The sequence below is a fragment of the Lactobacillus sp. ESL0246 genome (assembly GCF_003692965.1).
Classification (GTDB): Bacteria; Bacillota; Bacilli; order Lactobacillales; family Lactobacillaceae; genus Lactobacillus.
Map to the genome: position 1 here is coordinate 97,803 of NZ_REHC01000003.1, position 22,876 is coordinate 120,678.

At 35.0% G+C, this 22,876-nt stretch carries 19 protein-coding genes; 17 read left to right on the forward strand and 2 right to left on the reverse strand.

Annotated elements, in window-relative coordinates; translation table 11 throughout:
* Nucleotides 1-12 precede the first annotated feature (12 nt).
* The 14 genes from F5ESL0246_RS01195 (at nucleotide 13) to F5ESL0246_RS01260 (ending at nucleotide 16,879) form a co-directional block, all read left to right on the forward strand.
* On the forward strand, nucleotides 13-837 hold the full coding sequence (locus F5ESL0246_RS01195; protein ID WP_122017735.1) for a Sir2 family NAD-dependent protein deacetylase: 825 nt from the start codon (nucleotides 13-15) through the stop codon (nucleotides 835-837).
* Nucleotides 838-846: 9 nt separating this feature from the next.
* Entirely contained in the window at nucleotides 847-1,800 is a 954-nt protein-coding gene (locus F5ESL0246_RS01200) for an exonuclease domain-containing protein (RefSeq protein WP_122017736.1), read from the forward strand.
* Nucleotides 1,801-1,900: 100 nt separating this feature from the next.
* Nucleotides 1,901-2,773 carry a DNA/RNA non-specific endonuclease gene (locus F5ESL0246_RS01205; RefSeq protein ID WP_122017737.1) on the forward strand — a complete coding sequence of 291 codons (873 nt, stop codon included), beginning with the start codon at nucleotides 1,901-1,903 and terminating at the stop codon, nucleotides 2,771-2,773.
* A gap of 333 nt (nucleotides 2,774-3,106) precedes the next feature.
* On the forward strand, nucleotides 3,107-4,192 hold the full coding sequence (locus F5ESL0246_RS01210; RefSeq protein WP_122017738.1) for an ABC transporter ATP-binding protein: 1,086 nt from the start codon (nucleotides 3,107-3,109) through the stop codon (nucleotides 4,190-4,192).
* A complete protein-coding gene (locus tag F5ESL0246_RS01215) occupies nucleotides 4,192-5,058 on the forward strand; it encodes a carbohydrate ABC transporter permease (protein ID WP_122017739.1) in 867 nt (288 codons plus the stop codon). The genes F5ESL0246_RS01210 and F5ESL0246_RS01215 overlap by 1 nt, the downstream gene beginning before the upstream one ends.
* Nucleotides 5,059-5,883 (forward strand): carbohydrate ABC transporter permease, encoded by an 825-nt coding sequence (locus F5ESL0246_RS01220; RefSeq protein ID WP_122017740.1) that lies wholly within the window; start codon nucleotides 5,059-5,061, stop codon nucleotides 5,881-5,883.
* On the forward strand, nucleotides 5,867-7,162 hold the full coding sequence (locus F5ESL0246_RS01225) for an MBL fold metallo-hydrolase (protein ID WP_122017741.1): 1,296 nt from the start codon (nucleotides 5,867-5,869) through the stop codon (nucleotides 7,160-7,162). Before F5ESL0246_RS01220 ends, F5ESL0246_RS01225 begins: the two co-directional genes overlap by 17 nt.
* Before the next feature lie 48 nt (nucleotides 7,163-7,210).
* The gene (locus F5ESL0246_RS01230) at nucleotides 7,211-8,521 is read left to right on the forward strand and encodes an extracellular solute-binding protein (RefSeq protein WP_122017742.1); all 1,311 of its coding nucleotides are present in this window, start codon (nucleotides 7,211-7,213) and stop codon (nucleotides 8,519-8,521) included.
* A 351-nt stretch (nucleotides 8,522-8,872) separates the two neighbouring features.
* Nucleotides 8,873-10,177 (forward strand): extracellular solute-binding protein, encoded by a 1,305-nt coding sequence (locus F5ESL0246_RS01235; protein WP_122017743.1) that lies wholly within the window; start codon nucleotides 8,873-8,875, stop codon nucleotides 10,175-10,177.
* A gap of 118 nt (nucleotides 10,178-10,295) precedes the next feature.
* Nucleotides 10,296-11,213, forward strand: a complete 918-nt coding sequence (locus F5ESL0246_RS01240) for a magnesium transporter CorA family protein (RefSeq protein WP_122017744.1) — start codon at nucleotides 10,296-10,298, stop codon at nucleotides 11,211-11,213.
* Between the two features lie 15 nt (nucleotides 11,214-11,228).
* A complete protein-coding gene (locus F5ESL0246_RS01245) occupies nucleotides 11,229-12,152 on the forward strand; it encodes a serine hydrolase (RefSeq protein ID WP_122017745.1) in 924 nt (307 codons plus the stop codon).
* 161 nt (nucleotides 12,153-12,313) lie between these two features.
* Nucleotides 12,314-12,877, forward strand: coding sequence for a TetR/AcrR family transcriptional regulator (locus F5ESL0246_RS01250; RefSeq protein WP_122017746.1), 564 nt, complete (start codon nucleotides 12,314-12,316; stop codon nucleotides 12,875-12,877).
* Nucleotides 12,878-12,891: 14 nt separating this feature from the next.
* A complete protein-coding gene (locus tag F5ESL0246_RS01255) occupies nucleotides 12,892-15,756 on the forward strand; it encodes an MMPL family transporter (RefSeq protein WP_122017747.1) in 2,865 nt (954 codons plus the stop codon).
* A gap of 112 nt (nucleotides 15,757-15,868) precedes the next feature.
* On the forward strand, nucleotides 15,869-16,879 hold the full coding sequence (locus F5ESL0246_RS01260) for a zinc ribbon domain-containing protein (RefSeq protein WP_122017748.1): 1,011 nt from the start codon (nucleotides 15,869-15,871) through the stop codon (nucleotides 16,877-16,879).
* Between the two features lie 107 nt (nucleotides 16,880-16,986).
* On the opposite strand, the gene F5ESL0246_RS01265 is transcribed toward F5ESL0246_RS01260, so the two are convergent.
* Both F5ESL0246_RS01265 and F5ESL0246_RS01270 read right to left on the reverse strand, forming a co-directional pair.
* Nucleotides 16,987-18,363 (reverse strand): NAD-dependent succinate-semialdehyde dehydrogenase, encoded by a 1,377-nt coding sequence (locus F5ESL0246_RS01265; protein WP_122017749.1) that lies wholly within the window; start codon nucleotides 18,361-18,363, stop codon nucleotides 16,987-16,989.
* Nucleotides 18,364-18,438: 75 nt separating this feature from the next.
* Nucleotides 18,439-19,230, reverse strand: coding sequence for an alpha/beta hydrolase fold domain-containing protein (locus F5ESL0246_RS01270; protein WP_122017750.1), 792 nt, complete (start codon nucleotides 19,228-19,230; stop codon nucleotides 18,439-18,441).
* 241 nt (nucleotides 19,231-19,471) lie between these two features.
* Here F5ESL0246_RS01270 and F5ESL0246_RS01275 point away from each other — a divergent pair, with 241 nt between their 5' ends.
* The 3 genes from F5ESL0246_RS01275 to serS all read left to right on the forward strand — a co-directional run bounded on the left by F5ESL0246_RS01275 (nucleotide 19,472) and on the right by serS (nucleotide 22,291).
* On the forward strand, nucleotides 19,472-20,077 hold the full coding sequence (locus F5ESL0246_RS01275; protein ID WP_122017751.1) for a TVP38/TMEM64 family protein: 606 nt from the start codon (nucleotides 19,472-19,474) through the stop codon (nucleotides 20,075-20,077).
* Entirely contained in the window at nucleotides 20,077-20,625 is a 549-nt protein-coding gene (locus F5ESL0246_RS01280) for a GNAT family N-acetyltransferase (RefSeq protein ID WP_122017752.1), read from the forward strand. Before F5ESL0246_RS01275 ends, F5ESL0246_RS01280 begins: the two co-directional genes overlap by 1 nt.
* 358 nt (nucleotides 20,626-20,983) lie before the next feature.
* Nucleotides 20,984-22,291, forward strand: a complete 1,308-nt coding sequence (gene serS, locus F5ESL0246_RS01285; RefSeq protein WP_122017753.1) for a serine--tRNA ligase — start codon at nucleotides 20,984-20,986, stop codon at nucleotides 22,289-22,291.
* The last annotated feature ends 585 nt before the right edge of the window (nucleotides 22,292-22,876 follow it).

Genomic DNA, 22,876 nt, shown 5'->3' on the forward strand with positions numbered 1-22,876 from the left:
AAAAAGGTATTAATGGATAATTTGAATAAAGCATATCAATTAATTGACGATGCTGATGTAGTTGTCGTTACAGCGGGCAATGGTCTAGCAAAAATTGAAGGCCTGGATTTACTGGGACAGACAAACTTTTCCCAAGAATTTCCGGAAATTTTTAAAAACTATGGTGTTCTTTCAGTTGGGACTGCACTAGATTTGAAAAAGTTATCATGGAAGCAGCGCTGGTCAATATGGAGTGAATTTATCCAGAAGTATTCTCTAACTTATGAACCAAGTGTCACAATGAGGCAGTTAAAACAACTTCTGGGAAATAAAGAATATTTCATAGCTACATCTACGTTTGCTAATTTCTTTGAAAAAGCAGGTTTTAATAAAAAACGCCTTTTTAATATTTTTGGAAATTGGACTAAAATGCAGTGCTCCAGTGGTGTTAATCATGGCTTACAAGATGATACTGCGGTAGTTCAACAGTTTTTATCCGTTAAAGATAATACGAGGGAGCTTGCGTCTTTAGTTCCTCAATGTACAGTTTGTGGTCAGCCAATGGAAATTCATTTGCCATTGAATGATCATTTTTATCCAGATACTGATGACAATGCCCGTTTTCGTTGGTTTTTAACCGGAAGTGAAAATAAAAGAACTGTCTTTTTGGAACTGGGCGTTGATGAAACGAGTCCACAATTGCTTAACCCGGTTTTACACCTGGTAGAAGAATATGAGCAGTGGTCGTATGTTGCTGCTGATTTAAAGAAAGAGCGTCTTCCCGAGAGTATCAATAAGCGAAGCGTGGCATTTAATGCTGATAGTAAAAGCTTACTGGCAGCCCTAGTTAAAGGATAATAAATTGTAATGAGTATTTTTATTAAAAACGGTATATTACATGTCTCAGGTGCACAAGATCAAATACGGGCTAAAGGTCAAGAACGACCACGTTTTATTGCTGACTATACCTTGCTTGATATTGAGACGACGGGTCTAAATCCATATCGTGATCATGTGACTGAATTGGGAGCGATTAAGGTACGTGATAATGAGATTGTTGATCAATTTAGCCAGTTAGTTGTCTACCCGCGTTCAAATCATGTCCCTGCTTTTATAACTAAGCTTAATGGAATTACAGAAGAGCAATTGCTTGAACAAGGAATGCCTATTAAAGAAGCAATGACATTATTTCGTCAATTTATTGGAAAAGATATTATTATTGGCTATAACGTAAATTTTGATTTGAATTTTTTGTATGATCTTACTAAAAAATTCAAGCTACCCATCTTAAATAATGATTACGTTGATGTTTTACGATTGGCTAGAGTATATTATCCTTATAAGCATAATCGGCTGCTCGACTGTATGCAACGAGCGGGGATTGCCGAAACTGAAGAACATCATGGCTTAGCAGATTCGATTGCCACTAAAAAAGTGTATGATGATTTTCGTAATCACTTTACAATTGATTTACTTCAAAAAGCGCAGACCAAAATTAAAAATATTGATTTATTAGAACGACCATTGCAATCATGGGAAAGAGGTTTTCATAATCCCATTAGTAATAAAAAGGTTGTTTTAAATGGTAAACTGAATATGGATCAATCTGAAGCTACTATAATGATAAATAATCTTGGGGGACAATTTCAAGATTTAGTTCAAGCAGATACAGATTACTTGGTCATGGGCGATCATGACTTCTTTAAGAAGAATAATCCAATTTGGCTACAAGCCCAAAAATATAATCTTGCTGGTAGTAAAATTAAACGTTTAACTGAACGTTATTTTTTAAATTTACTTGATGAATGGGCCAGAAATTAATAATTGAAAAGTGAGCTTGGCTGGTAGGCTATTTTGTATTAGTTGCAAACAGTAGTTCGATTGATTATACTTGATTATTATTAATCAAGGAGCATATTGGATGGCACGCAGACGTAGAAGAACTAACAGAAAGAGTAACAATAATTTTTGGACAGTTGTCATTATCATCTTATTTCTGTTTTGGTTTATTTCCACTAAAGGTGGAAGCGATCCTAATGGTCATCAAGTTATCAATCGAATAACTCAAAACCAGCATAATTCCATTAACAATCAAATTGAACAGGCAAAGCCAGCAGAAAAAGTATATGGAGGATTATCAAAGTCAGACTACAAAAAATTGGCTCAACTTGATTTTAAAAGTGGTGATTCAGCTTATATTACGGTAAATAATGATCATTCAACATTAATTAAAAGTGCTTGGAGAGTCAATCGAGTTATCTATTCAAATTTGGATAATTTAAATAGAACGTCACATTCAAATACGGCTTTTTTGGAAAAAAGAAATGTTGCTAGCGACGAATTAAGGGTTCGTCAATTTGTTGAGCCTACAGCTTGGCACTATAACCGTCATAATGATACACAAATTTATAATCGTGGTCATATGATAGCCTACTCAGTTTCCGCCGGAATTGATTTAGAGGGTAATTATAATCCGAGGAATCTTTCAGGTGATCAAAATAATCCCAAAAATTTATTTACGCAATCGGCTTTTTGTAATCAAAAAATTCAGACAATTTTTGAAAGCAGGGTGCGTCGAGCATTGCGGCAAAATCAACGAGTGATCTATCAGGCAACACCGATTTTTCGTAATAATGAATTAATGGCTCGCGGAATAAATTTACAGGCAATTTCAACCGATGGGGGTTTGGATTTTAACGTTTACTTGTTTAATGTACAGCCAGGATTCTCTTTTGATTATAATAATGGTCGTGCACGAATTGATCATGAACTGCAAGTTAAAGAAGAATATTAGTTATAAAAAGCCACTGCTATTGCAGTGGCTTTTTATAACTAAATGTTCGGATAATTCGATTTATTATTGAATTATACTAGATATGGTAATAGTAGTAAGAAAAGTCAGGAGTTTATCTTATGATGATTATACTTAAAAATAAGAACATTATATAAAAAAAAGTTATAATAATTAATAAATGTAGGTAAAATTACGAATATTTGAGATTTAAGATATTTAATTCTATGCAAAGACCGAATATTTAATTAGGCAAATAAAGTTGTGTTTATAACAAATTTATTTTAAAATTAAAATTGAAAACATGTTAGATACAAGATATAGTGGTGCAATTTTATGGATAACAACAAATTTGTCGAAGTTAAAAATCTAAGAAAAGTATATGATAATGGCCATGAAGCTATTAAGAATGTAAGCTTTTCAGTTAAAAAAGGTGATTTAGTTTGTTTGTTAGGGCCATCAGGCTGTGGGAAAACAACCATTTTAAATATTTTAGCTGGTTTACTTAATCCAACGTCGGGCGAAATTCTATTTGATGGAAAATCAGTAGTAGAAGTTGCATCAAAGGATCGTCAAATTGGTTATGTTTTTCAAAATTATGCATTATATCCGCATATGAATGTACTTCAGAATGTCATGTTTCCGTTAACAGTGGGTAAAAATAAAAAGTCAAAAGCTCAGGCACGTGAAATTGCTCAAAAATATATGAAATTAACTCAAATTATGGATATTGCTGATCAAAAACCAGGCAACTTATCTGGTGGACAGCAGCAACGTGTAGCAATTGCACGAGCACTGGTTCAAGAACCAAAAATCCTCTTAATGGATGAACCGTTAAGCAATCTTGATGCAAGACTAAGACTAAAAATCCGTGAAGAAATTCGCTCATTGGTTAAATCCGTTGGAATTACAACTTTATTTGTGACTCATGATCAAGAAGAAGCTCTTTCGATTGGGGATAAAATTATTTTGTTCAATGATGGTGTAATCCAACAGGATGATTTGGGTGAAAACTTCTATTTAGAGCCAAATAATTATTTTGTAGCAAACTTTGTTGGTAATCCAGTAATTAATAATTTCAAGATAACAAAAAGTGCCAATGAATTACGTACTAAATACTTTACTTTGGATTTGGCTAAACTTAATCAGCAACGTTTTAAACGCCAGTTAGTTGATGGTGATTATATATTATCTGTTAGACCGGAAAATATTATACCTGAAGAAGGAGGCGTTTTTCATACAAAAGTGGCGGATGTTGAACTAATTGGTCGTGAGCGAATTTTGAAATTTAATTATGATCAAGTCCAAGGCCGTTCATTAGTGAGCTTGGAATCTTCAATCAAACGAGGAGACGAGATTGATCTTAAGATAAGATTAGATCGGGCATTTATTTTTACAACTGATGGGGAGCGCGTCTACTAATGAAAACTAATCAAAAAAAGGCATGGCTTTTCTTAGCACCAACAATAATTTTTGTAACTTTGTTTAGTATTTATCCTATTTTGCGGGCTTTTAGCATGAGTTTTCAGAATGGTCCACTAATTAATTTGACTTGGGCAGGCTTTAATAATTATCAATATATTTTTAAAGATCCTGAATTTTGGTTAGCAATTAAGAATACTGTTCTTTATGCGGTAATTTCAGTTCCGATAGGGTTAGCAATTTCTATCATGTTGGCGTGGATTATTTTTGCCAAGGTAAAACACAAATCTTTCTTTGAGACCACCTTTTTTATGCCATATGTTACCTCAACGATTGCGATTGGAATTGTCTTTCGCTATATCTTCAACGGTGATTACGGGATGCTCAATTTTTTGCTCAGGAGCATTCATTTACCAGCACCTGATTGGATTGATGATCCGGCAATGTCATTGACAACAATTATTATTTTTGGGATATGGACGTCATTAGCATTTAATATTGTCATATTGATGGGGGCGCTGAGAAATATTGACCCTAGTTTTTATACGATTGCCGATATGTATGGCGCTAGTGGCAGAGATAAATTTTGGCGGATTACGATGCCAGAGCTTGTTCCAACGCTTGCTTTTTTGTTAACGATGAACATCATTGGTGCATTTAAGATTTATACATCGGTTTACGCACTTTTCAACGGACAAGCTGGAGTGGGTAATTCTGGAACAACTGCTGTTTTTTATATTTATAATAAATTTCAAATTGTTGGGACACCTGGTGTTGCGATGGCTGCAACAGTAATTTTATTTTTAATTATTTTGTTTGCAACTTTTTTGCAACGGAAAATGATGAAGAAGATAGGAGAAAATTAAATGAAACGAATTCGCTTGGGCGTCTTGCTTAGTTATATTATCCTATTCATCTTTGCAATTGTTACTGTCTTTCCTTTTATTTATATGATTTTGGGTGGCTTAATGAGTTTTCAAGAAACCACTTCAATTCCGCCGACATTGTTTCCCCATCACTTTGAATGGTCAAACTATGCGAAGGTTTTTGCTAGAGCTCCCTTTGCTCGGTACTTTTTTAATACGATTTTAACGGCAAGCATTACAACGATAATTAGTTTATTTAACTCACTTTTGGGTGCGTTTGCCATGGTCAATTTAAACTTTAAAGGTAAGAAAATTGTGCAGCTGGTTCTATTATCTCTTTTGATGGTTCCTGGGGAGGCAATAATTTTTACTAACTACAATACCATTGCACACATGGGATTGCTAAATACTTATATTGGTCTAGTTTTGCCGTTTTTGACATCAATTTTCTATATGTATTACTTGCAGAGCTATTTTGGCTCCATTTCTACGACAATTTACAAAGCAGCGATGATTGATGGGGCTAGTGATTGGGACTACATCTGGAAAATTCTGGTTCCAATGTCTAAGGGAGGTCTATTTACCGTAGGTTTGCTTAGTTTCATTTCGGGTTGGAATTCTTTTCTTTGGCCTCTGTTAGTAACTAATGAAGATACTATGCGCTTATTGAATAATGGATTGTCTTCATTTGCTTCAGATGCTGGAAGTGAAACACAATTGCAACTTGCTGCAGCAACCTTAACGGTTTTGCCAATTTTGGTTTTGTATTTGATTTTTAGAAAACAAATAATCAAGGGGGTAGTGCGCAATGATCTCAAGGGCTAGGACATCCATTACTTTTTATAATGGATTGACGACAATTGGGGGACCCATGATTGAGGTTGCCTATGATAAATCGCATGTGCTTTTCGACTTGGGTGAGGTTTATCGTCCAGAGTTAACTTTACCTGATGAAAAATATCCAACTTTACTAAGTCACCATTTAATTGGTGATGTGCCCGATTTTTACGATCCGCTACTGACGGGAAAACCACTTGATCATGTTAAATGGAAACATGCCGCTGCATATATATCACATTTACATTTAGATCACAGCAAAGCCATAAACTTTTTGGCACCCGAAATTCCACTTTATGCAGGAAAACTAACGGCGCAATTGTTGCCAGTTTTAAATGAGCATGGTGATTTTCTGTTACCAGCAGCTGGTCACGATATAAGTTATACTAGACCAATTATAGCTGCTAATTATAAAGAGCAAATTAAGGTGGGAAAGATCACTTTGGAAATTTGGCCAAGTGATCATGATGCTTATGGAGCAACGGGTTTGATAATTACAACACCAGATAAAAAAATTGCTTATACAGGCGATATTCGCCTTCATGGTTATCATCCTGATTGGGTTCATCAATTTTTGCAGGCTGCAAAAGGCTGTGATGCTCTAATTATTGAAGGTACTGGTGTCTCTTGGCCAGAAGAGAGACATGAACCAAGTAGTGAGGAATTTACTGGTCCGAAAAATGAAATTGAATTAATAAATCGGATTGTTCAGCTTGAGCAAGAGAACCCTAAGCGGCAAATAACTTTTAATACCTATCCAACCAATGTAGAGCGTTTGCTACGGATTATTGCAGAATCACCGCGGCAAGTTGTACTTCACGCACCGCGAGCGCACCTATTAAAAAGGAGTTTGGACTTGGATACGCCATACTATTATTTGCCAAAAGAAAAACAATTTGCCGATTTGAAGTCGGAGTTAGCAATTCCTTATCAAAAATTGCTAACTGATGATTGTGATTACTTTTGGCAGGTGGATAGTAACTATGATAACTTGCAATGTGGGGGATTATATATCCATTCTAATGCCGAACCGCTTGGTGATTTTGATCCAGCGTATGGTCTGTTCATGCAAGCATTAGTAAATAACCAGATTGAGTTTAAAACTTTGCGTTGTTCTGGTCATGCTGACGAGAAAGAGCTCAATGAAATTATTGGCGAGGTTCAGCCACAGGCACTTATTCCGGTGCACACATTGCATCCGGAGCTGGAAGAGAATCCATTCGGAGAACGGATTTTACCTAAGCGTAATGAAACAATTACGCTTTAGTTAATCAAAAATTGTTGTTTAGTTTTTAATTTTTGGGAGGTTTACCAAATGAAGCTTAGTAAAAAACTTACCGCAGTATTTGCTGTTGGTTTGACTTTGATCGGAACTGCTGCTTGTTCTAATGGCGGCAACCAGTCTTCTTCGTCTAGTTCTAAAAGCACTGAAAAAATTGCCAAAGTGACTAAAAAGACTGAAATTGTCTTTTGGCACGGAATGCCAGGTGTACAGCAGGAAACGCTAAAAGAATTGACACAGGAGTTTGAAAAAGAAAATCCGAAGATTAAGGTAAAATTGGAAAATCAAGGAGCATATAATGACTTGCAAGCTAAGATTAATTCTACCTTGCAGTCGCCAAATAACTTGCCAACAATTACACAGGCTTATCCGGATTGGCTTTATACAGCTGCCAAAAATAAAATGTTGGTTGATTTAACGCCGTACATTAATAACAAAGATGTTGGTTGGGGTAGTAGCAAAGCTTCTGATATCAAGCCAGCCTTACTTGATGGTTCAAAGATTGCTGGTGTTCAATACGGAATTCCATTCAATAAGTCGATAGAATCATTAACTTACAATGCAAACATCTTTAAGAAATATGGTATTAAAAAAGCACCATCAACAATGGACGAATTGAAAAAGGATGCGCAGATTATTTATACTAAGAGTAATCATAAAGTGGTTGGTGCAGGTTTTGATTCCCTTTCCAATTATTATGTCTTAGGGATGAAGAATGAAGGTAATGATTTTTCAAACAAAATTGATTTTAATGGCGCTGCATCTAAGAAAGTTATTAATTACTATGCCGATGGTATCAAAGCTGGTTACTTTAGAGTAGCTGGTTCAGAACATTATCTTTCAGGACCATTTGCTAATCAAAAAGTTGCAATGTTTATCGGTACGTCTGCTGGTGAAGGCTTTGTAAAGCAAGGTGTTGGAAATAAGTTCACCTATGATGTTGCCCCGCGTCCAGGTAAATACACTATGTCACAAGGAACTGACATTTACATGTTTAAACATGCAACAGCTGATCAAAAGGCAGCAGCATTTATTTATATTAAGTTCTTAACTTCAAAGGCAAGTCAACTTAAGTGGGCAAATGCTACGGGTTATATTCCGGTTAATAATGCTGCTGCTGAATCTCCTGAGTACAAAAACAGTAAAAAGATTAAATTGCCTGCTAAGTTAGAAGATGCTATGAAGAACTTATATAGTATCCCAGTTGTTAAGGATGCAGGTGCTGCATATGGTCAACTGAATCCAATCATGCAAAACATTTTAGCTGCCGCTCAAAAGAATCAAGATGTCAATAGTGCAATTGATTCCGGTAAGTCAAAATTTGCTGCTGCTTGGAAGCAATAAATTAAATAACAATTGAAAGTTTGAAATTAAGTCCAATTAAGATTTTTTTGAAAAACTTTGATTAAGCGTTAAGTTGTACCCTGTAATTAACGGTGATACAGGCTTAACGCTTTTTTGATACATAAATCTTAGTATTAGCTCTTTCTAATCATATTTACATAAAGAAAGTAAAACTGTAGTAATTCCTAATAAAGCCGAACTTTTGCAAAAAAAGCAAAGAAATATTGAAAAAAAGGCGAATTTTTATATTTATTTAATTGTGTATTAAGCTGAGTTGCTTTACAATTAGTAAGAATTTATGCTTATAATTCAAAGTCCACGATATCACTATTCTGGGAGGGAAAAGATCTTATGAATTTTGCTAAAAAGTTTGCTACTCTGGTAATGGTAGGACTAACTTTTGTTGGAATTACGGCTTGTTCAAATAAAAGTCCGTCTTCAACTTCTGATTCAAATCAGATTCCTAAAGTGACTCAAAAGACAACGGTTGTCTTTTGGCACGGAATGCAAGGCAAACAGGAAAGCACATTAAAAAGTTTAGTACAAAGTTTTGAAAACAAAAATCCGAAGATTCGGATTAAACTTGAACAACAAGGTAACTATGATAATTTACAGGCTAAGATTAACTCAACTTTGCCATCACCTAAAAATTTACCAGCAATTACTCAGGCTTACCCTGGTTGGCTTCAAAGTGCAGCAGAAAACAAAATGTTGGTCGATTTAAGTCCGTATATTAATAATAAGGAAGTCGGATGGGGTAATAAATCTGCTTCAGAAATTAAACCAGAGATGTTAGCTGGAGCTCAAATTCAAGGAAAACAATATGGAATTCCTTTTAATAAATCAATTGAGGTTTTAATTTATAATCCAACAATATTTAAGCAATATGGTATTAAAAAAGTGCCAGCTACAATGGCGGAATTGAAGACAGCTTCTCAAATAATTTATCAAAAAAGCAACCATCAGATAGCTGGTGCAGGGTTTGATAATCTGGATAATTATTATGTTTTAGGGATGAAGAATGAGGGTCAGAATTTTTCAAGCAAAATCAATTTTACTGGTACTAAATCTCGCCGCGTAATTGATTACTATGTAAGTGGAGAAAAAGAGGGTTATTTTAGAATGCCGGGTTCAGATAAATATCTTTATATCCCATTCACAAATAATAAACTGGCAATGTTTTTGACATCTTCTTCAACAGAAACTTGGATTAAGCAGACCAGCAGAAAGAGTTTTACTTATAATGTAGCGGCGCGACCAAGTAAATATACAATGCAACAGGGAACAGATCTATATATGTTTAGTCAAGCGACTGCCATGCAAAAAGCTGCTGCTTTTAAATTTATAAAGTTTCTTTGTTCAAAAGAAAGTCAGCTTAAGTGGGCTCAGGCTACTGGTTATATTCCAATTAATACTGATGTAACCCAAGAAGCTGCTTATCAGAAAGAAAAGCAATTTAAATTACCGGCACGATTAAATGATATTTTAAGAACGAATTCTTTATACAGCGTTCCCGTAATTAAAGATTCAAATGCAACCTTTAGTCAGTTAACACCAATTATGCAATCAATATTAGTAGCTGCTCAAAAAAATCGGAATGTTGAAAAAGCAATTAAGGCTGGTAATATTAAGTTTGATGCTGCATGGAAGCAGTAAGGTTTGTTAATAAATAAAAAAGCAGGCAAAGCCTGTTTTTTATTTATCGTTTTTTGTTTGAATGGTAAGATAATATTGGCATGTTAAAATTAATAGCCAGCAACTGGGGGTAACCAAAATGATTAAAGAGCAAAAATTCCCGATAATAACTAATTATAGATGGTATGACATCAGTAATTTAAGTGAAACAGATAGTAATCAGTTACAAGATGATTTTAATTTTACACCAGATATGATTTCTTATATCTCTGATCGTCATGAACGGCCACACTACGATTATGATACTTATACTCATATTAACTTGCTAGTATATGACGTGCCTATCTGGCCAACGCAGGTTATTAAGCATTTTACAGCTCATCCAGTTACTTTTTTAATATCAGAAAAAAATATTTTTACTTTTCATACTGAGTCTACTAGTTATGTCTTTGATCAATTCAATGATCTTATGATGCGACGAGAACTTGCTAAAGCGCAGGATGTTACTGAACTATTAATGAAATTTTTGCTTTTTTCTTCGCAATATTTTCAACGAGCAGTCACACAACTGGATGATGAACGCAATCTATTAGATAAAAAGTTATCTGGAGATATCAATAATCGGGATCTTGTAGAGCTTTCTAATATTGAAAAGAGTTTAGTATATTTATCAAGTTCTATTCAAACAAATTTAATGATGCTTCATAGTTTGAAAGTGTCTGAACTGGACTTTACTAAGCGTGCATGTGAACGGCTTGATGATGTGTTAATTGAATCAAATCAATCGGCAGAAATGGTAAAAATTTCGCAACAAGTAACCCAGACATTATCAGCAACATCAAATAATATGATGAATAATAATTTGAATGATACCATGAAGTTTTTAACGGTCTGGTCATTAGTATTAACAATACCTACTATTTTAACCGGATTTTATGGGATGAATGTCAGTTTACCAGTGGGGCATAGTTCATCTGACTGGATCATAATTATGGTTTTAACAATTATTTTGATGGTTTGGTTAGTAATTTTGATGAAAAGACACCATTTCTTTTAAGATGGGGATGGATTTATGAAAAACAAAGTATTAATTGGCTCATTAATTACCACTTTGCTCGCATTTGTTCTCTATTCAGCTAATCTTAAGCGAACGGAAAATGCTAGTTTGCAAATCGTGGGTTCCAAAACACACCAAGTATTTAATAGTAGTAAGAATAAAAATGAAGCTTCGCATGAACCAGATGTGTCTGATGTAGAATATAATAACCAAATAAAAGTTGTTCATGGAAGTGATCGTGTTTGGACACATAAAATTGAACAAATTATGGGTAAAGAACGGTCTTATCAGGTATATGTTCAAGATTTAAATTCGGGTAAATTTGCGGACATAGGCAATACGGTTAAATCACATGTTGTTAATAAATCAACTAGGTTATTTTTACTAACAGCAATTTTTTATCAAGAGCAGTATGGTAACCTATCAGGTAAGTCTGTTATTAAAATTAAAAAAGCCGATCAAGTGAAGTCAGAAAGATTACTTCAACCAGGAATAGGGTATGGGATTACTTATCTGGAGCAAGCAATGATGAATAATAGTCAGACGGCAGCTAAAGCATTATTACGTAAAATTAAACCTACACAAGTCATTTTAGTAGCACGAAAAATGGGTGCAACACACACAACTTTTGGTAAAGTTGGCAAAAACACACTTAATATTCAAACGACGGCTAAAGACATGGCACTTGTGCTGGCTAACTTGTATCGGAATAAAACTTTAAATCGGCAAAATTCTAATCAAGTTTTAAATGCTCTTCATACATCTTCTGCTAAACCTAAAATCGCAAAAAGTATTAGTGGGTCTATTTATACAATTGGTGATAGTAAAGCAAGCGTTGAATTGGTTCAAACACATGGAAATTCATACTGTGTGAGTGTTTGGAGCAATAGTGATCATAATCTGGCTGAATTAGGCCAGACTGTCAATCGTTTTTTTTAATAAAACTAGTATGGAATTCAGTTTGAACTCCTTTTTTTGTATATAAAACTATGCGTTAGTAGTAATCGACAAATAATCGATAACAATTTACATATTGTAGATTGTATTCTTCTGATTGTAGTGTTATATTGTTCAGTATGCTGTTTAAAGAAGGGAAGTAAATGGTTAAAAAAAGAAGTCTTGACTTAGATAAAGTAATTGCAAAGGCAACAGAAATGATAGGCCGAAATGGATTATCAGAAACAACCTTGCCTAGTTTGGCAAGTGAGTTGGGAGTGCGTTCTCAGTCACTTTATCATTATGTTTCTGGTCGTAAACAATTATTGTCGCTTGTAGGTGCAAGTAGAATCAAAATTTTAATCAAAAAGTTAACGGATAGCATAATTGGATTATCTGGCCAAGAGGCATTACTTAAGTTTGCTGATATTATACGTAAATTTATTCTAAATGATCCAGCATTGATAAGTATTTTGTATCATTTAAATGAATATCAAAAAGATGATGCAATTACTCAAGAAATTATGAATATAATTGCGCTGGCTGATAAGTTGAATTTACGTAGTGATAGTACCGTTTCACTTCATTCTTTAATTGGCGCTGTTTTAGGATATGTCTTTTTAGATGTATCTGATTCCTTTGCGGATGAAACTGGCACCGAAGCTGATATAGGCTACCATGAACTAATTTTACAACTAGTTCGGCCAAAAGATTTTTTGCAAAAATAGAAAGGAAAAGTAGAGTGCAAAAATTATTAAAGAATCATATTTTTTCATTAATTGCATGGGTAATAATTTTAATTATTTCTGTTGTGGTTTTGCCGGATGTTACTGGGTTAACTAGAGAGCACTCAAATATTTCCTTGCCACAAGATGTGCAAAGTGAGGTTGCGCAATCAATTCAAAATGATTGGGGACCAAAGCAAAGAAATACTTATCAACTTGCAGTTGTCTTTAACAAAAAGAATGGCAAGTTAACGGCTGATGATAAAAATGCCATCAACCAAACTATTACTAGTTTGAAGGATAATGAAGATAAGTATGGCATAAAACAAATATTGGGACCCAATGATAATATTGCAACCAAGAAAAAATTACAGTCAGATGATAATACAACATGGATTGCACAAGTAAATGTTGCCAAACATCATGCTCCAATTAATGAAGTGGAAGAACAGATTAATTCAGCCGTGAAGACAGCTGGGATCAGAACTTATGTTACTGGAGCAGATGTTTTGCAAAATGCTTTCTCCAATTCGATTCAAGAGGGTATTAAGAAAACTGAAGCTATTACAATTGTCTTTATTTTTATTGTTTTGGTTATTGTTTTTAGATCACCAATTGTCCCTTTGATTTCATTATTAACAGTGGGGATTTCCTTTATTACATCGTTTGCGATTGTAACAAATCTAGTTAAGTATCAGAACTTTCCGTTTTCAAATTTCACCCAAGTATTTATGATTATTGTGTTATTTGGAATTGGAACGGATTACAATATTCTACTTTACGATAAATTTAAAGAGAATTTAGGACTGGGTATGGATCGCTATCAGGCAATGAAAAATGCTCAAAAGATAGCAGGGAAAACAATTCTGTATTCAGGATCATCGATTTTAATTGGATTTACCGCTCTGAGCCTAGCTAAATTTTCAATTTACCAATCAGCTGTTGGTGTAGCTGTTGGTGTAGCTGTTTTATTAATTGTTTTATTGACTTTGAATCCATTTTTTATGGCCGTCTTGGGTGAAAAAATGTTCTGGCCAGTCAAGAAATTTACTGGTGAAAAAGAAGATAAATTATGGCATGGAATTTCTAAGGGCACTTTAGCACACCCAATAATTTATTTGATTGTTTTAGCTGTAATAATCGTGCCATTTGGTTTAATGTATTCAGGTCATTTAAATTACGATGATACTGATGAAATTGGTAATGATGTACCTGCTAAAGCCGGAATGAAGATAGTTGAGCAACATTTTTCAAAAGGAATGGCCGAACCATCTATTCTTTATATCAAGAGTAACCATCGGCTTGATAATGAGGCGGATTTGCGGTTAATTGATCAGTTGACCCGACAATTACAGTCTTCAAAGAATGTGTCAATGGTAACTTCAGTCACGCAACCTTATGGAGAAAGTATTCAAAAGTTATACGTTAAGAATCAGTTGAATACAGTTAATCAAGGAGTTGATCAGGCTCGGATTGGCCTAAATAAGCTTAGTCAAGCAAGTAAAAGTGTAGCAAATGGTGCTAGCCAACTAGCTACTGGTACAGGACAATTGCAAAGTGGTACAGGTCAACTGCAAAGTGGTGCTGGTCAATTGCAGAGTGGTACTGCTCAGATGAGTAATGGGCTGAATCGGCTTAACTCAAGCATAAATAGTGGTACTCAAGGACTTGCTGGAGCACAACAAAGTATGAAAGCAACACTTGAAAGTAGCTACAAAGCCAATTTAGCTAAAACAATTGGTGCTTTACCCGGACTATCACCTCAGCAAAAAATGGCCGCAATGCAGGCAGCCGGAATTGCTCTTGAAAAGTCATGGTCACAAGCGTCAGCTTCTTTACCAGATGTAGCTAGTCAGATGGGACAATTACAATCTGGTGTTGGGCGCTTGGCGTCAGCTTCTAACCAATTGCATTCTGGTGCCACAAGTTTAAATGGAGGAATCGGTCAGCTCAATTCTAGTGTTGGTCAATTAAATTCAGGTGCAGGTCAACTTGCAAATAATACGCCGAAGATTACCGCTGGAGTAGATAAAGTTAATAGTGGCTTGGGTCAAGGTGCTTCCTATTTGACAGGATTAGCAAATTCGTCAGCTGCGGATACTTTCTATATTCCTAAAGAATTCATCAAAGACGATACTTTCCAAACCTCAATTGAAAATTATTTGAGTCCAGATAAAAAATCGGCAATGCTGATGATTGTTTTTAATACCAATCCAAGTAGCATTAAAGCGACTAAAAAGGCACAAGATTTAAGTGTGATGGCCCAAAAATCGCTGGAAGGTACACGATTAGCCAATGCAACAATAGCTATGGGAGGACAAAGTGCTAAGATAGCAGATATTAAAGAAGTAGCTAACAAAGACTTTATTAGAACCGCTGCTATTATGTTAGTCGGTATTGGCATTGCCTTAATTTTTGTTACTAGGTCGCTTCTTCAACCAATATATATTTTAGGGACACTTTTATTAGCTTACTTTAGTTCGTTGTCGATTAGTGAATGGATTGTGAAAGCAGTAATGGGCAATAATATGCTCGCTTGGAATACACCATTTTTCGGCTTTATATTATTGATTGCATTAGGTGTTGACTATAGTATTTTCTTGATGACTCGTTATCGTGAACTGGAAGGCTCAAGTCCTAGTGATCGAATTCTGAAGGCGTGTGGTATTATTGGAACTGTTGTTATTTCAGCAGCAATAATCCTTGGTGGTACATTTGCCGCATTAATTCCTTCGGGTATTCCAACTTTGATTGAAGTGGCGTTAACGGTGATCATCGGCTTGATTATTCTTGTCTTTATTATGCCAATTACTCTAACAGCCGCAGTTAAGTTGACATATGAGGGAATACACCTGAAAAAGAATCGTCGAGTTAAAGATTAACAAGGTAAATTATTAAGTTAAACGAAAAAGTACGATAAAGAGATTTTCTTTCTCGTACTTTTTGTTTTATGATTAGGATACCAAATATAAAATGATTAAAAGGATGGTTTTTATGACTACTTGTCCAAATTGTGGCCGCCTGATATCCGATAATGATGAAATTTGTCCAAAATGTCACTTTGATTTACAAAAATATAGGGACACTTTTTTTACCGATCAATATCAGAAAGGCAATTATGAAAATGAAAAAACCGGCGAAAGTATAGTAAATCGTAAACTTTATCGTCAGCAGTTTTACCCAGAAAAACAAAATCCAACTGTTAAAAAAATGCTCCAATGGATGCATAACAATAGTATGATTGTTTTTTTATTGGGAATTGCTCTATTACTTGTTATGAGTTTTTCTCGAAGTATTGGCTGGGTCTGCTTTTTTGCATTATTAATTTGGCTTTATCTAGTTTGTGTAAAAGATGGAAAAATTGAACGATATACGGTAGATAAACGCTTGACAGAAAAAGTTAATCAAATTTGTTCAAATATGTTTAATAGCGTTGAAGAATCTAGTCAAAAGGTGCATTCAAAAAGCAAAACCCATGATCATATAGAAGAACATGCAGTGAGAAAACATTTTAGTTATGTTCAATTGTTAGTTTTATTGATGGCTGTAATTAATTTAGTGGTTATTTTTACAGGTTCAGGTGCATCGGTTTCTGATGTCACCTACACGGGTAAAATGTCGTTAACACGGGTAACATTTAGGTTGGCAGGGCACTTGTTTTCTTCTAGTGCAACGCAATTATCGGGAGTGCTATTATGTTTTTTATGGGCGCTTATTGTAATTTTGCCATTGGTTATTATTTATAACACATTGAAAGATGGTAATAATCGTCGTTTTGTTGCCTTTGTGTTATCTTTAATAGAATCAGTTTTCTTAATTTATTTAATTTTCAAACTACCAACATTGACACTGACTAAGGGTGGAATTCTTAAAAACATTTCAAATGAAATTCTTTTATATGCTGTTTCGATTGGAGCATCAACTTACTTTTTAGTTTTATCAAGCATTATGACAACTATATTGACTGGCTATAACCTATTTAAAGAAAAGAAACAGACTCATTAATTTTAATGAGATATTGAATAATGCGAACTCAGTAAATTGTTTGATTTACTAGTTGGTTTTATACAAAAAAGCTAGACCTCAGTTGGCCTAGCTTTTTGGCTTTGCAATTATTTCATTGACGGATCGATTATTAGATGCTCATTGACAAAAGCCATCATACCTAAGTCGCTTAATTCACGGCCGTAGCCAGACTTTTTAATACCGCCGAAAGGTAATTCACCTGAAGTAATCCAAGTTCCGTTAATAACGGTCATCCCCGTTTCAATTTGAGCAGCCACTTTTTCTGCATGTGCAATATTGCTGCTGATGACGGAAGAGCCTAATCCATAACTAGAATCATTGGCTAAAGTAATTGCCTCATCTTCATCCTCAACTGCATAAACGATTGCAACTGGTCCGAAGAATTCTTGATCATAAGCTGGATTATCCTTAGTAATATTGGTTAAAATCATTGGGCGGAAGAAAGCACCATCTGAATTGATTTCAGGATACTGATAGTAAACTTTTCCACCGGCAGAGATTGCTGCGTTAACTTGTTGTGTTAACTTGTCTTTAGCTACTAATGAGTTCATTGGTGCTAATGTGGTTTTTTCATTTAAAGGATCGCCAGCTATGAGGACTTCAAATGAGTTCTTTAAATCTTGTAAAACTTCATCGTAATGAGATTTAACGGTAATTATTCGTTTTGACGAAGTGCAAACCTGACCGTCATTGTAAATTCGGGCAGTTTGGAGAGCCTTCTTTAATGTTGAGGAGTCGGCATCATTTAATACGATAAAAGCATCATTACCGCCAAGTTCCATAGTTGATTTTTTAAGATTTTTACCAGCAGTTTTGGCCACTGATTCTCCGCCACGTTCGGATCCTGTTAGAGCAACACCCTGAACTCGCGGATCAGCAATAATTTGATCCAATTGATCATAATTAAGATAAAGGTTAATCAAACTACCCTCAGGAGCACCGGCTTGTCTAATAAGCTTTGTCATTAGTGCAGCCGAACCGGGTACATTATGGGCATGTTTAAGAATAATTGGGTTTCCTACAATAAAATTGGGTGCAAAAACTCTAATAACCTGGTAAAGTGGGAAATTCCAAGGTTCACAGGCTATAATGACACCGGTTGCCTGTTTTAGATAATATGCTTTGCCAAGTTGTGACTTAATCGGTTGTTTCATCATCATTTCTGGACCGTGCTCAGCATAATAATCACAAATTGAGGCACAGAGTTCAACTTCTCCCTTAGCTTCCCCAATTAGTTTTCCCATTTCCTTGGTCATTGTTTCGGCCATTGGGTCTATTTTTTCACGCAATTTAGATGCGATTTGATGTAGGATAACAGTTCGCGAAGTTGGTTTTTCGAAACGCCATTTTTTGTATAGGGCATGGCTTAAATTGAGAGCATCTTCAATTTGAGTAGCAGTTGGGTTGCTATAATTACCAAACTTTTCATTAGTATACGGATTGATTGATTGGTATTTAGCCATAATGTTATCTCCTTAAGTATAATTATATTTTTGAGTTATTCATAAATATTATAAACCGTTTTCACATAAATTGCTTTAGTTAGTTATTTCGATAGCCTTGGTTAAATACGCAACAGATTCAGCGAGATATTGTTTTGCATAGGCCATTGCGTGTCTGGTTCCCGGGAGTAGTTTAAGATCGACTTCGTGATTTTCTTTTGCGAGAACAGAGATGAATTCAAGCAGATAGCTAACAGGGGAGAGTTCAGCAGTTGAATTAATCATTAATAAGTGAGTTAATTTTTGATAATTATATGATTGAGCGTCAAGCTTTTGTAAAGTTGGTAGCTGGTCTGAACCGGCATACGTGATGGTGAAATATTTATAAAAAGCATTATTAATATCGGTAAATTTTTTTAGACCAAGTTCTTTTTGGGCAGCAGATGAGGCAGGAGTACTTGCATGATCTTTCATCCAGGTTGAAAAACTGACAGGGGCTGACCATGTGACAGTTGGAAATCCAAATTTACCTGCTAAATAAAGGGCAAGGACACCACCACTGCTAGCCCCAATTTGAGCAATTTTAGTGGTAGGTGTAACGGAATATTTGCTATTTAGCAACCATTTAACAAATTTGACACTATCTTGGTGAGCGACTGGGAATGTGTACTCTGGAGCAAGTGAGTAATTGGGAGCAAAGACAATAAAGCCCTGTTCGGCGATTTTCAGGCTTAGTTCTTGAAGATCACTTTTATCGCCACGGAACCAGCCACCACCATGCCAAAAGAGCAAAATCTTGTGCTGAGGCTTGATTTGTTGTGGCAGATATATATCAGTAGTCAAATTATTTTGCTGATCATAAGTTATATTAGATAAAATTTGAGTCATTGTTACCTCCGAATTGAAAATTTTATTGTAAAACTATTATACTTTAAAATGAAGTAGTATTTTTATTGGCAGCTCTCTTATATAGGCTAATTTAGTGATAATCAGGTAACCAATAGGGGGTATTTGTTTGCTGACCTATTTTTAAATATTTAAATTATTGTAATTATTAATCGAATATAACTAGAAAATAATCAAGCAGGAAATTTTTTTGGTAAAATGAGATTGTTATTGGAGGTAGGTTATGCATTTGTCAGCTAAAGCTAGTCGAAGACTGATTAATATCTTGACCGTTGTCAGCGGAGTCATTATTATTTTATTGTGTGTTTATTGGTACCGGTTAGGAATTTTTACGAGCCAAGCAAAAATGAGAGCATATTTGGCTGATAAAAAAATAATAGGACCAGTAGTTTTCGTTTTGATACAAATTATTCAAGTGGTATTTCCAATTATTCCTGGTGGTGTTTCCCTGCTTGGTGGGGTAGTTTTCTTTGGTCCACTTGCAGGATTCATCTACAATTATGTCGGTGTATGTGTCGGTTCAATAATAGATTTCTTTTTATCGCGGTTTTATGGTAAGCCATTTATTTTACACATAGTTTCTGAGAAAACTTTTGATAAGTACATTAAGTGGACAGAAAATCAACATAAATTCAATTGGTTTTTTGCCATCTGTATTGTTGCGCCAATGGCACCGGATGATGTCCTCTGTTTGCTTGCAGGACTAACTGAAATGAAATTTTCAACATACTTTTGGATTATCGTGCTTGGCAAGCCGTGGACAATTGCAGCTTACAGCTTTGCTTTAATGTTTGGGATGGATTGGTTATTGAAATTGGTTGGTAAATAATGAGTACGCGTGTTTTTTTACGATCATTCAATAAAAGCGATGCACCCACAATTTTTAAATGGGGGCAAGATGATTATTACCAGCGTTTAGGTGGTTTTCAGCATTATGAAAATTTGACTCAAGCAGAAGCTGCAGTTAATCAATATACAGCTAGAAAGTATAGTTATGCAGTTTGTCTTCACAAAAATCAACAATTAGTTGGCTTAGTTGAACTTTATGAGCGAGGAACTAATGAGCAGGATTTATTAAAAACAAAGGAAGTGGGATTTTTATTAGATAAAAATTTTTCTGGCCATGGGTTAATGACGGAAGCTCTAACATTGCTTTTCACTTATGCCTTTGGCCAACTTAAACAAAAAGTACTTTGGGCAGGAACTTTTAAAGATAATTTACGTTCACAAAAGTTATTGCAACGACTAGGTTTTCATTATGTTTATGCAGTTGATTTAGGTCAAATTAGTGATATTTTCACTTATGAAGAAAAGTACTATTTATTAAAAAAGGCGGATTGGCTTAAGGGTCAATCAAAGGAAAACTTAAAATATTAAAAGATACAGATTTTAATATTTTAAAGCTAAAGTGCTAATTAATTTAAATAAGGTTTGACAAAAAGATAATTAATGTTTGCTTAAAAGCGCAGAATAGCATAAAATAAACCCAAACACAGAATCCTAAGACTGATTTTTCAGAGAATCCGTATTTTGGTGTAAGCGGATAGAGGTCGTTTCCAGATTCTATTAATGTGGGTAATTAACAGTTACACGGCTAGCGGCACCGTTATCGCCAACTAAGTGAGTGCAGCTATTTTAAGTAGCTGAAACTGGGTGGTACCGCGAAGCCATGTTTAAGCCGATTCGTCCCAATATAAGGGGATGAATCGGCTTTTTGTTTTGATGGAGGTTAGATATGTTAGACATTAAGGTAATTCGCGAAAATCTTGACTGGGCAAAGAAAAAACTTGCTACTCGTGGTATTAAACCAGAGCAATTGGATGAATTAATCAAAATTGATCAAGACCGTCGTGATGATTTAAATCAAAGTGAACAATTAAAGGCAAGACGTAATCAAGTTTCAAAGCAAATTGCTGAAGCAAAACGTAACAAAGAAAATGCTGATAAAGTGATTCAAGAGATGCGTGAGGTAGGCAGTCAAATCAAGTCTCTTGACGAGAAGGTAAATGAATTAACAACTAAACAAAATGACATTTTACTAAGATTGCCTAATTTTCCAGATGATTCTGCGCCAATTGGTCCTGACGAAGACTATAATGAAGAAGTCCGTCGATGGAGTGAGCCAACAAAGTTAGCTTTTAAGCCGAAAGCACATTGGGATTTGGGTACAGATTTAGATATTTTGGATTGGGATCGTGGTGCCAAAGTTTCTGGTGCACGGTTTGTTTTCTATAAGGGTGCAGGTGCATTACTTGAACGTGCTGTCTTTAACTTTTTCTTAGATGAAAATACTAAGGCAGGTTATACAGAAATTATTCCACCATACTTGGTTAATGATGAATCTATGCAAGGAACAGGCCAATTTCCAAAATTCCGTGAGGATGTTTACACAATTGTTGATAATGACAATCCAGAAAAGCAATTGGATTTGACTCTTATTCCAACAGCTGAAGTTCCATTGGTTAATTATTTCCGTGATGAAATTATCCATGAAGACAAGTTACCAATCAATGTTACGGCACTTTCTCCTGCTTTTAGAAGTGAAGCGGGTTCAGCTGGTCGTGATACGCGCGGTTTAATTAGAATGCATGAATTCCGCAAAGTAGAAATGGTTAAGATTTGTAAACCTGAGCAATCATGGGATGAGTTGGACAAGTTGACGAAAAATGCTGAACACTTATTGCAAAAGCTAAATTTACCTTACCATGTTGTTGCGCTGTCGACAGGAGACGCTAGTTTCACTAGTGCTAAAACCTATGATTTAGAAGTTTGGATGCCAGCACAAGATAAATATCGAGAAATTTCAAGTTGCTCTAACTGTACTGATTTCCAAGCTCGGCGTGCACAAATTCGTTATCGGGATGAAGATGGCAAGCTTCACTTGGCACATACTTTGAATGGTTCTGGACTTGCTGTGGGCCGCACAGTTGCTGCTATTTTAGAAAATTACCAAAATGAAGATGGAACTGTAACTGTTCCGAAAGCGTTAATCCCATATATGAATGGAATAACCAAAATCACTAAGAATGACAGTCTAATTTAGATATAAAAAAGTTACTGTAAAATAATTCTACAGTAACTTTTTTAATGCTCAAATATTTAAAATATCGAATAATTAAGAAGCAAAAATAGAATTAGTTTACGAAAATCACATAATAATTAATCTTAAATAATATAGAAGAGAGTAAGAAAAGTGTAAAATACGAACGAAAATAAAAAGTTGACGAAGTGATTTAAAAATAGTAAAGTATTATCTGTGCTTGAGTACAGCAGTAAGTTGTTGCCGAAAGCAGAAAAAACATTTGAAAGAAAAGCTTGACAAAGGAAAGCTGATTTAGTAAGATGATAAACGTTGCTGCTTGAAAGAGCAGAGAGCGGACAGAAAAAAGTTCTTGACAAAGAGAACAAGATCTGATAAATTATAAAAGCGCTCCTGACAAAGAAGCGCGGGTAGTACCTTGAAAACTGAACAATGTTTTCGCAAAAGTGTGCGGGTATAAGAACCCAAACAAAAGAGCGAAGTCAATTTCGCAAGCAAATAAATCCGAGATGCAAATCTTGGAACGAATGAGCAAACATTCAAACAAACATTAAAAAATGAGAGTTTGATCCTGGCTCAGGACGAACG

What these genes read in the sequence shown, in the direction of transcription:
- F5ESL0246_RS01195 (WP_122017735.1), top strand. Translation starts at nt 13, where the DNA reads ATGGATAATTTGAATAAAGCATATCAATTAATTGACGATGCTGATGTA.
- F5ESL0246_RS01200 (WP_122017736.1), top strand. Translation starts at nt 847, where the DNA reads ATGAGTATTTTTATTAAAAACGGTATATTACATGTCTCAGGTGCACAA.
- F5ESL0246_RS01205 (WP_122017737.1), top strand. Translation starts at nt 1,901, where the DNA reads ATGGCACGCAGACGTAGAAGAACTAACAGAAAGAGTAACAATAATTTT.
- F5ESL0246_RS01210 (WP_122017738.1), top strand. Translation starts at nt 3,107, where the DNA reads ATGGATAACAACAAATTTGTCGAAGTTAAAAATCTAAGAAAAGTATAT.
- F5ESL0246_RS01215 (WP_122017739.1), top strand. Translation starts at nt 4,192, where the DNA reads ATGAAAACTAATCAAAAAAAGGCATGGCTTTTCTTAGCACCAACAATA.
- F5ESL0246_RS01220 (WP_122017740.1), top strand. Translation starts at nt 5,059, where the DNA reads ATGAAACGAATTCGCTTGGGCGTCTTGCTTAGTTATATTATCCTATTC.
- F5ESL0246_RS01225 (WP_122017741.1), top strand. Translation starts at nt 5,867, where the DNA reads ATGATCTCAAGGGCTAGGACATCCATTACTTTTTATAATGGATTGACG.
- F5ESL0246_RS01230 (WP_122017742.1), top strand. Translation starts at nt 7,211, where the DNA reads ATGAAGCTTAGTAAAAAACTTACCGCAGTATTTGCTGTTGGTTTGACT.
- F5ESL0246_RS01235 (WP_122017743.1), top strand. Translation starts at nt 8,873, where the DNA reads ATGAATTTTGCTAAAAAGTTTGCTACTCTGGTAATGGTAGGACTAACT.
- F5ESL0246_RS01240 (WP_122017744.1), top strand. Translation starts at nt 10,296, where the DNA reads ATGATTAAAGAGCAAAAATTCCCGATAATAACTAATTATAGATGGTAT.
- F5ESL0246_RS01245 (WP_122017745.1), top strand. Translation starts at nt 11,229, where the DNA reads ATGAAAAACAAAGTATTAATTGGCTCATTAATTACCACTTTGCTCGCA.
- F5ESL0246_RS01250 (WP_122017746.1), top strand. Translation starts at nt 12,314, where the DNA reads ATGGTTAAAAAAAGAAGTCTTGACTTAGATAAAGTAATTGCAAAGGCA.
- F5ESL0246_RS01260 (WP_122017748.1), top strand. Translation starts at nt 15,869, where the DNA reads ATGACTACTTGTCCAAATTGTGGCCGCCTGATATCCGATAATGATGAA.
- F5ESL0246_RS01265 (WP_122017749.1), bottom strand. Translation starts at nt 18,363, where the DNA reads ATGGCTAAATACCAATCAATCAATCCGTATACTAATGAAAAGTTTGGT.
- F5ESL0246_RS01270 (WP_122017750.1), bottom strand. Translation starts at nt 19,230, where the DNA reads ATGACTCAAATTTTATCTAATATAACTTATGATCAGCAAAATAATTTG.
- F5ESL0246_RS01275 (WP_122017751.1), top strand. Translation starts at nt 19,472, where the DNA reads ATGCATTTGTCAGCTAAAGCTAGTCGAAGACTGATTAATATCTTGACC.
- F5ESL0246_RS01280 (WP_122017752.1), top strand. Translation starts at nt 20,077, where the DNA reads ATGAGTACGCGTGTTTTTTTACGATCATTCAATAAAAGCGATGCACCC.
- serS (WP_122017753.1), top strand. Translation starts at nt 20,984, where the DNA reads ATGTTAGACATTAAGGTAATTCGCGAAAATCTTGACTGGGCAAAGAAA.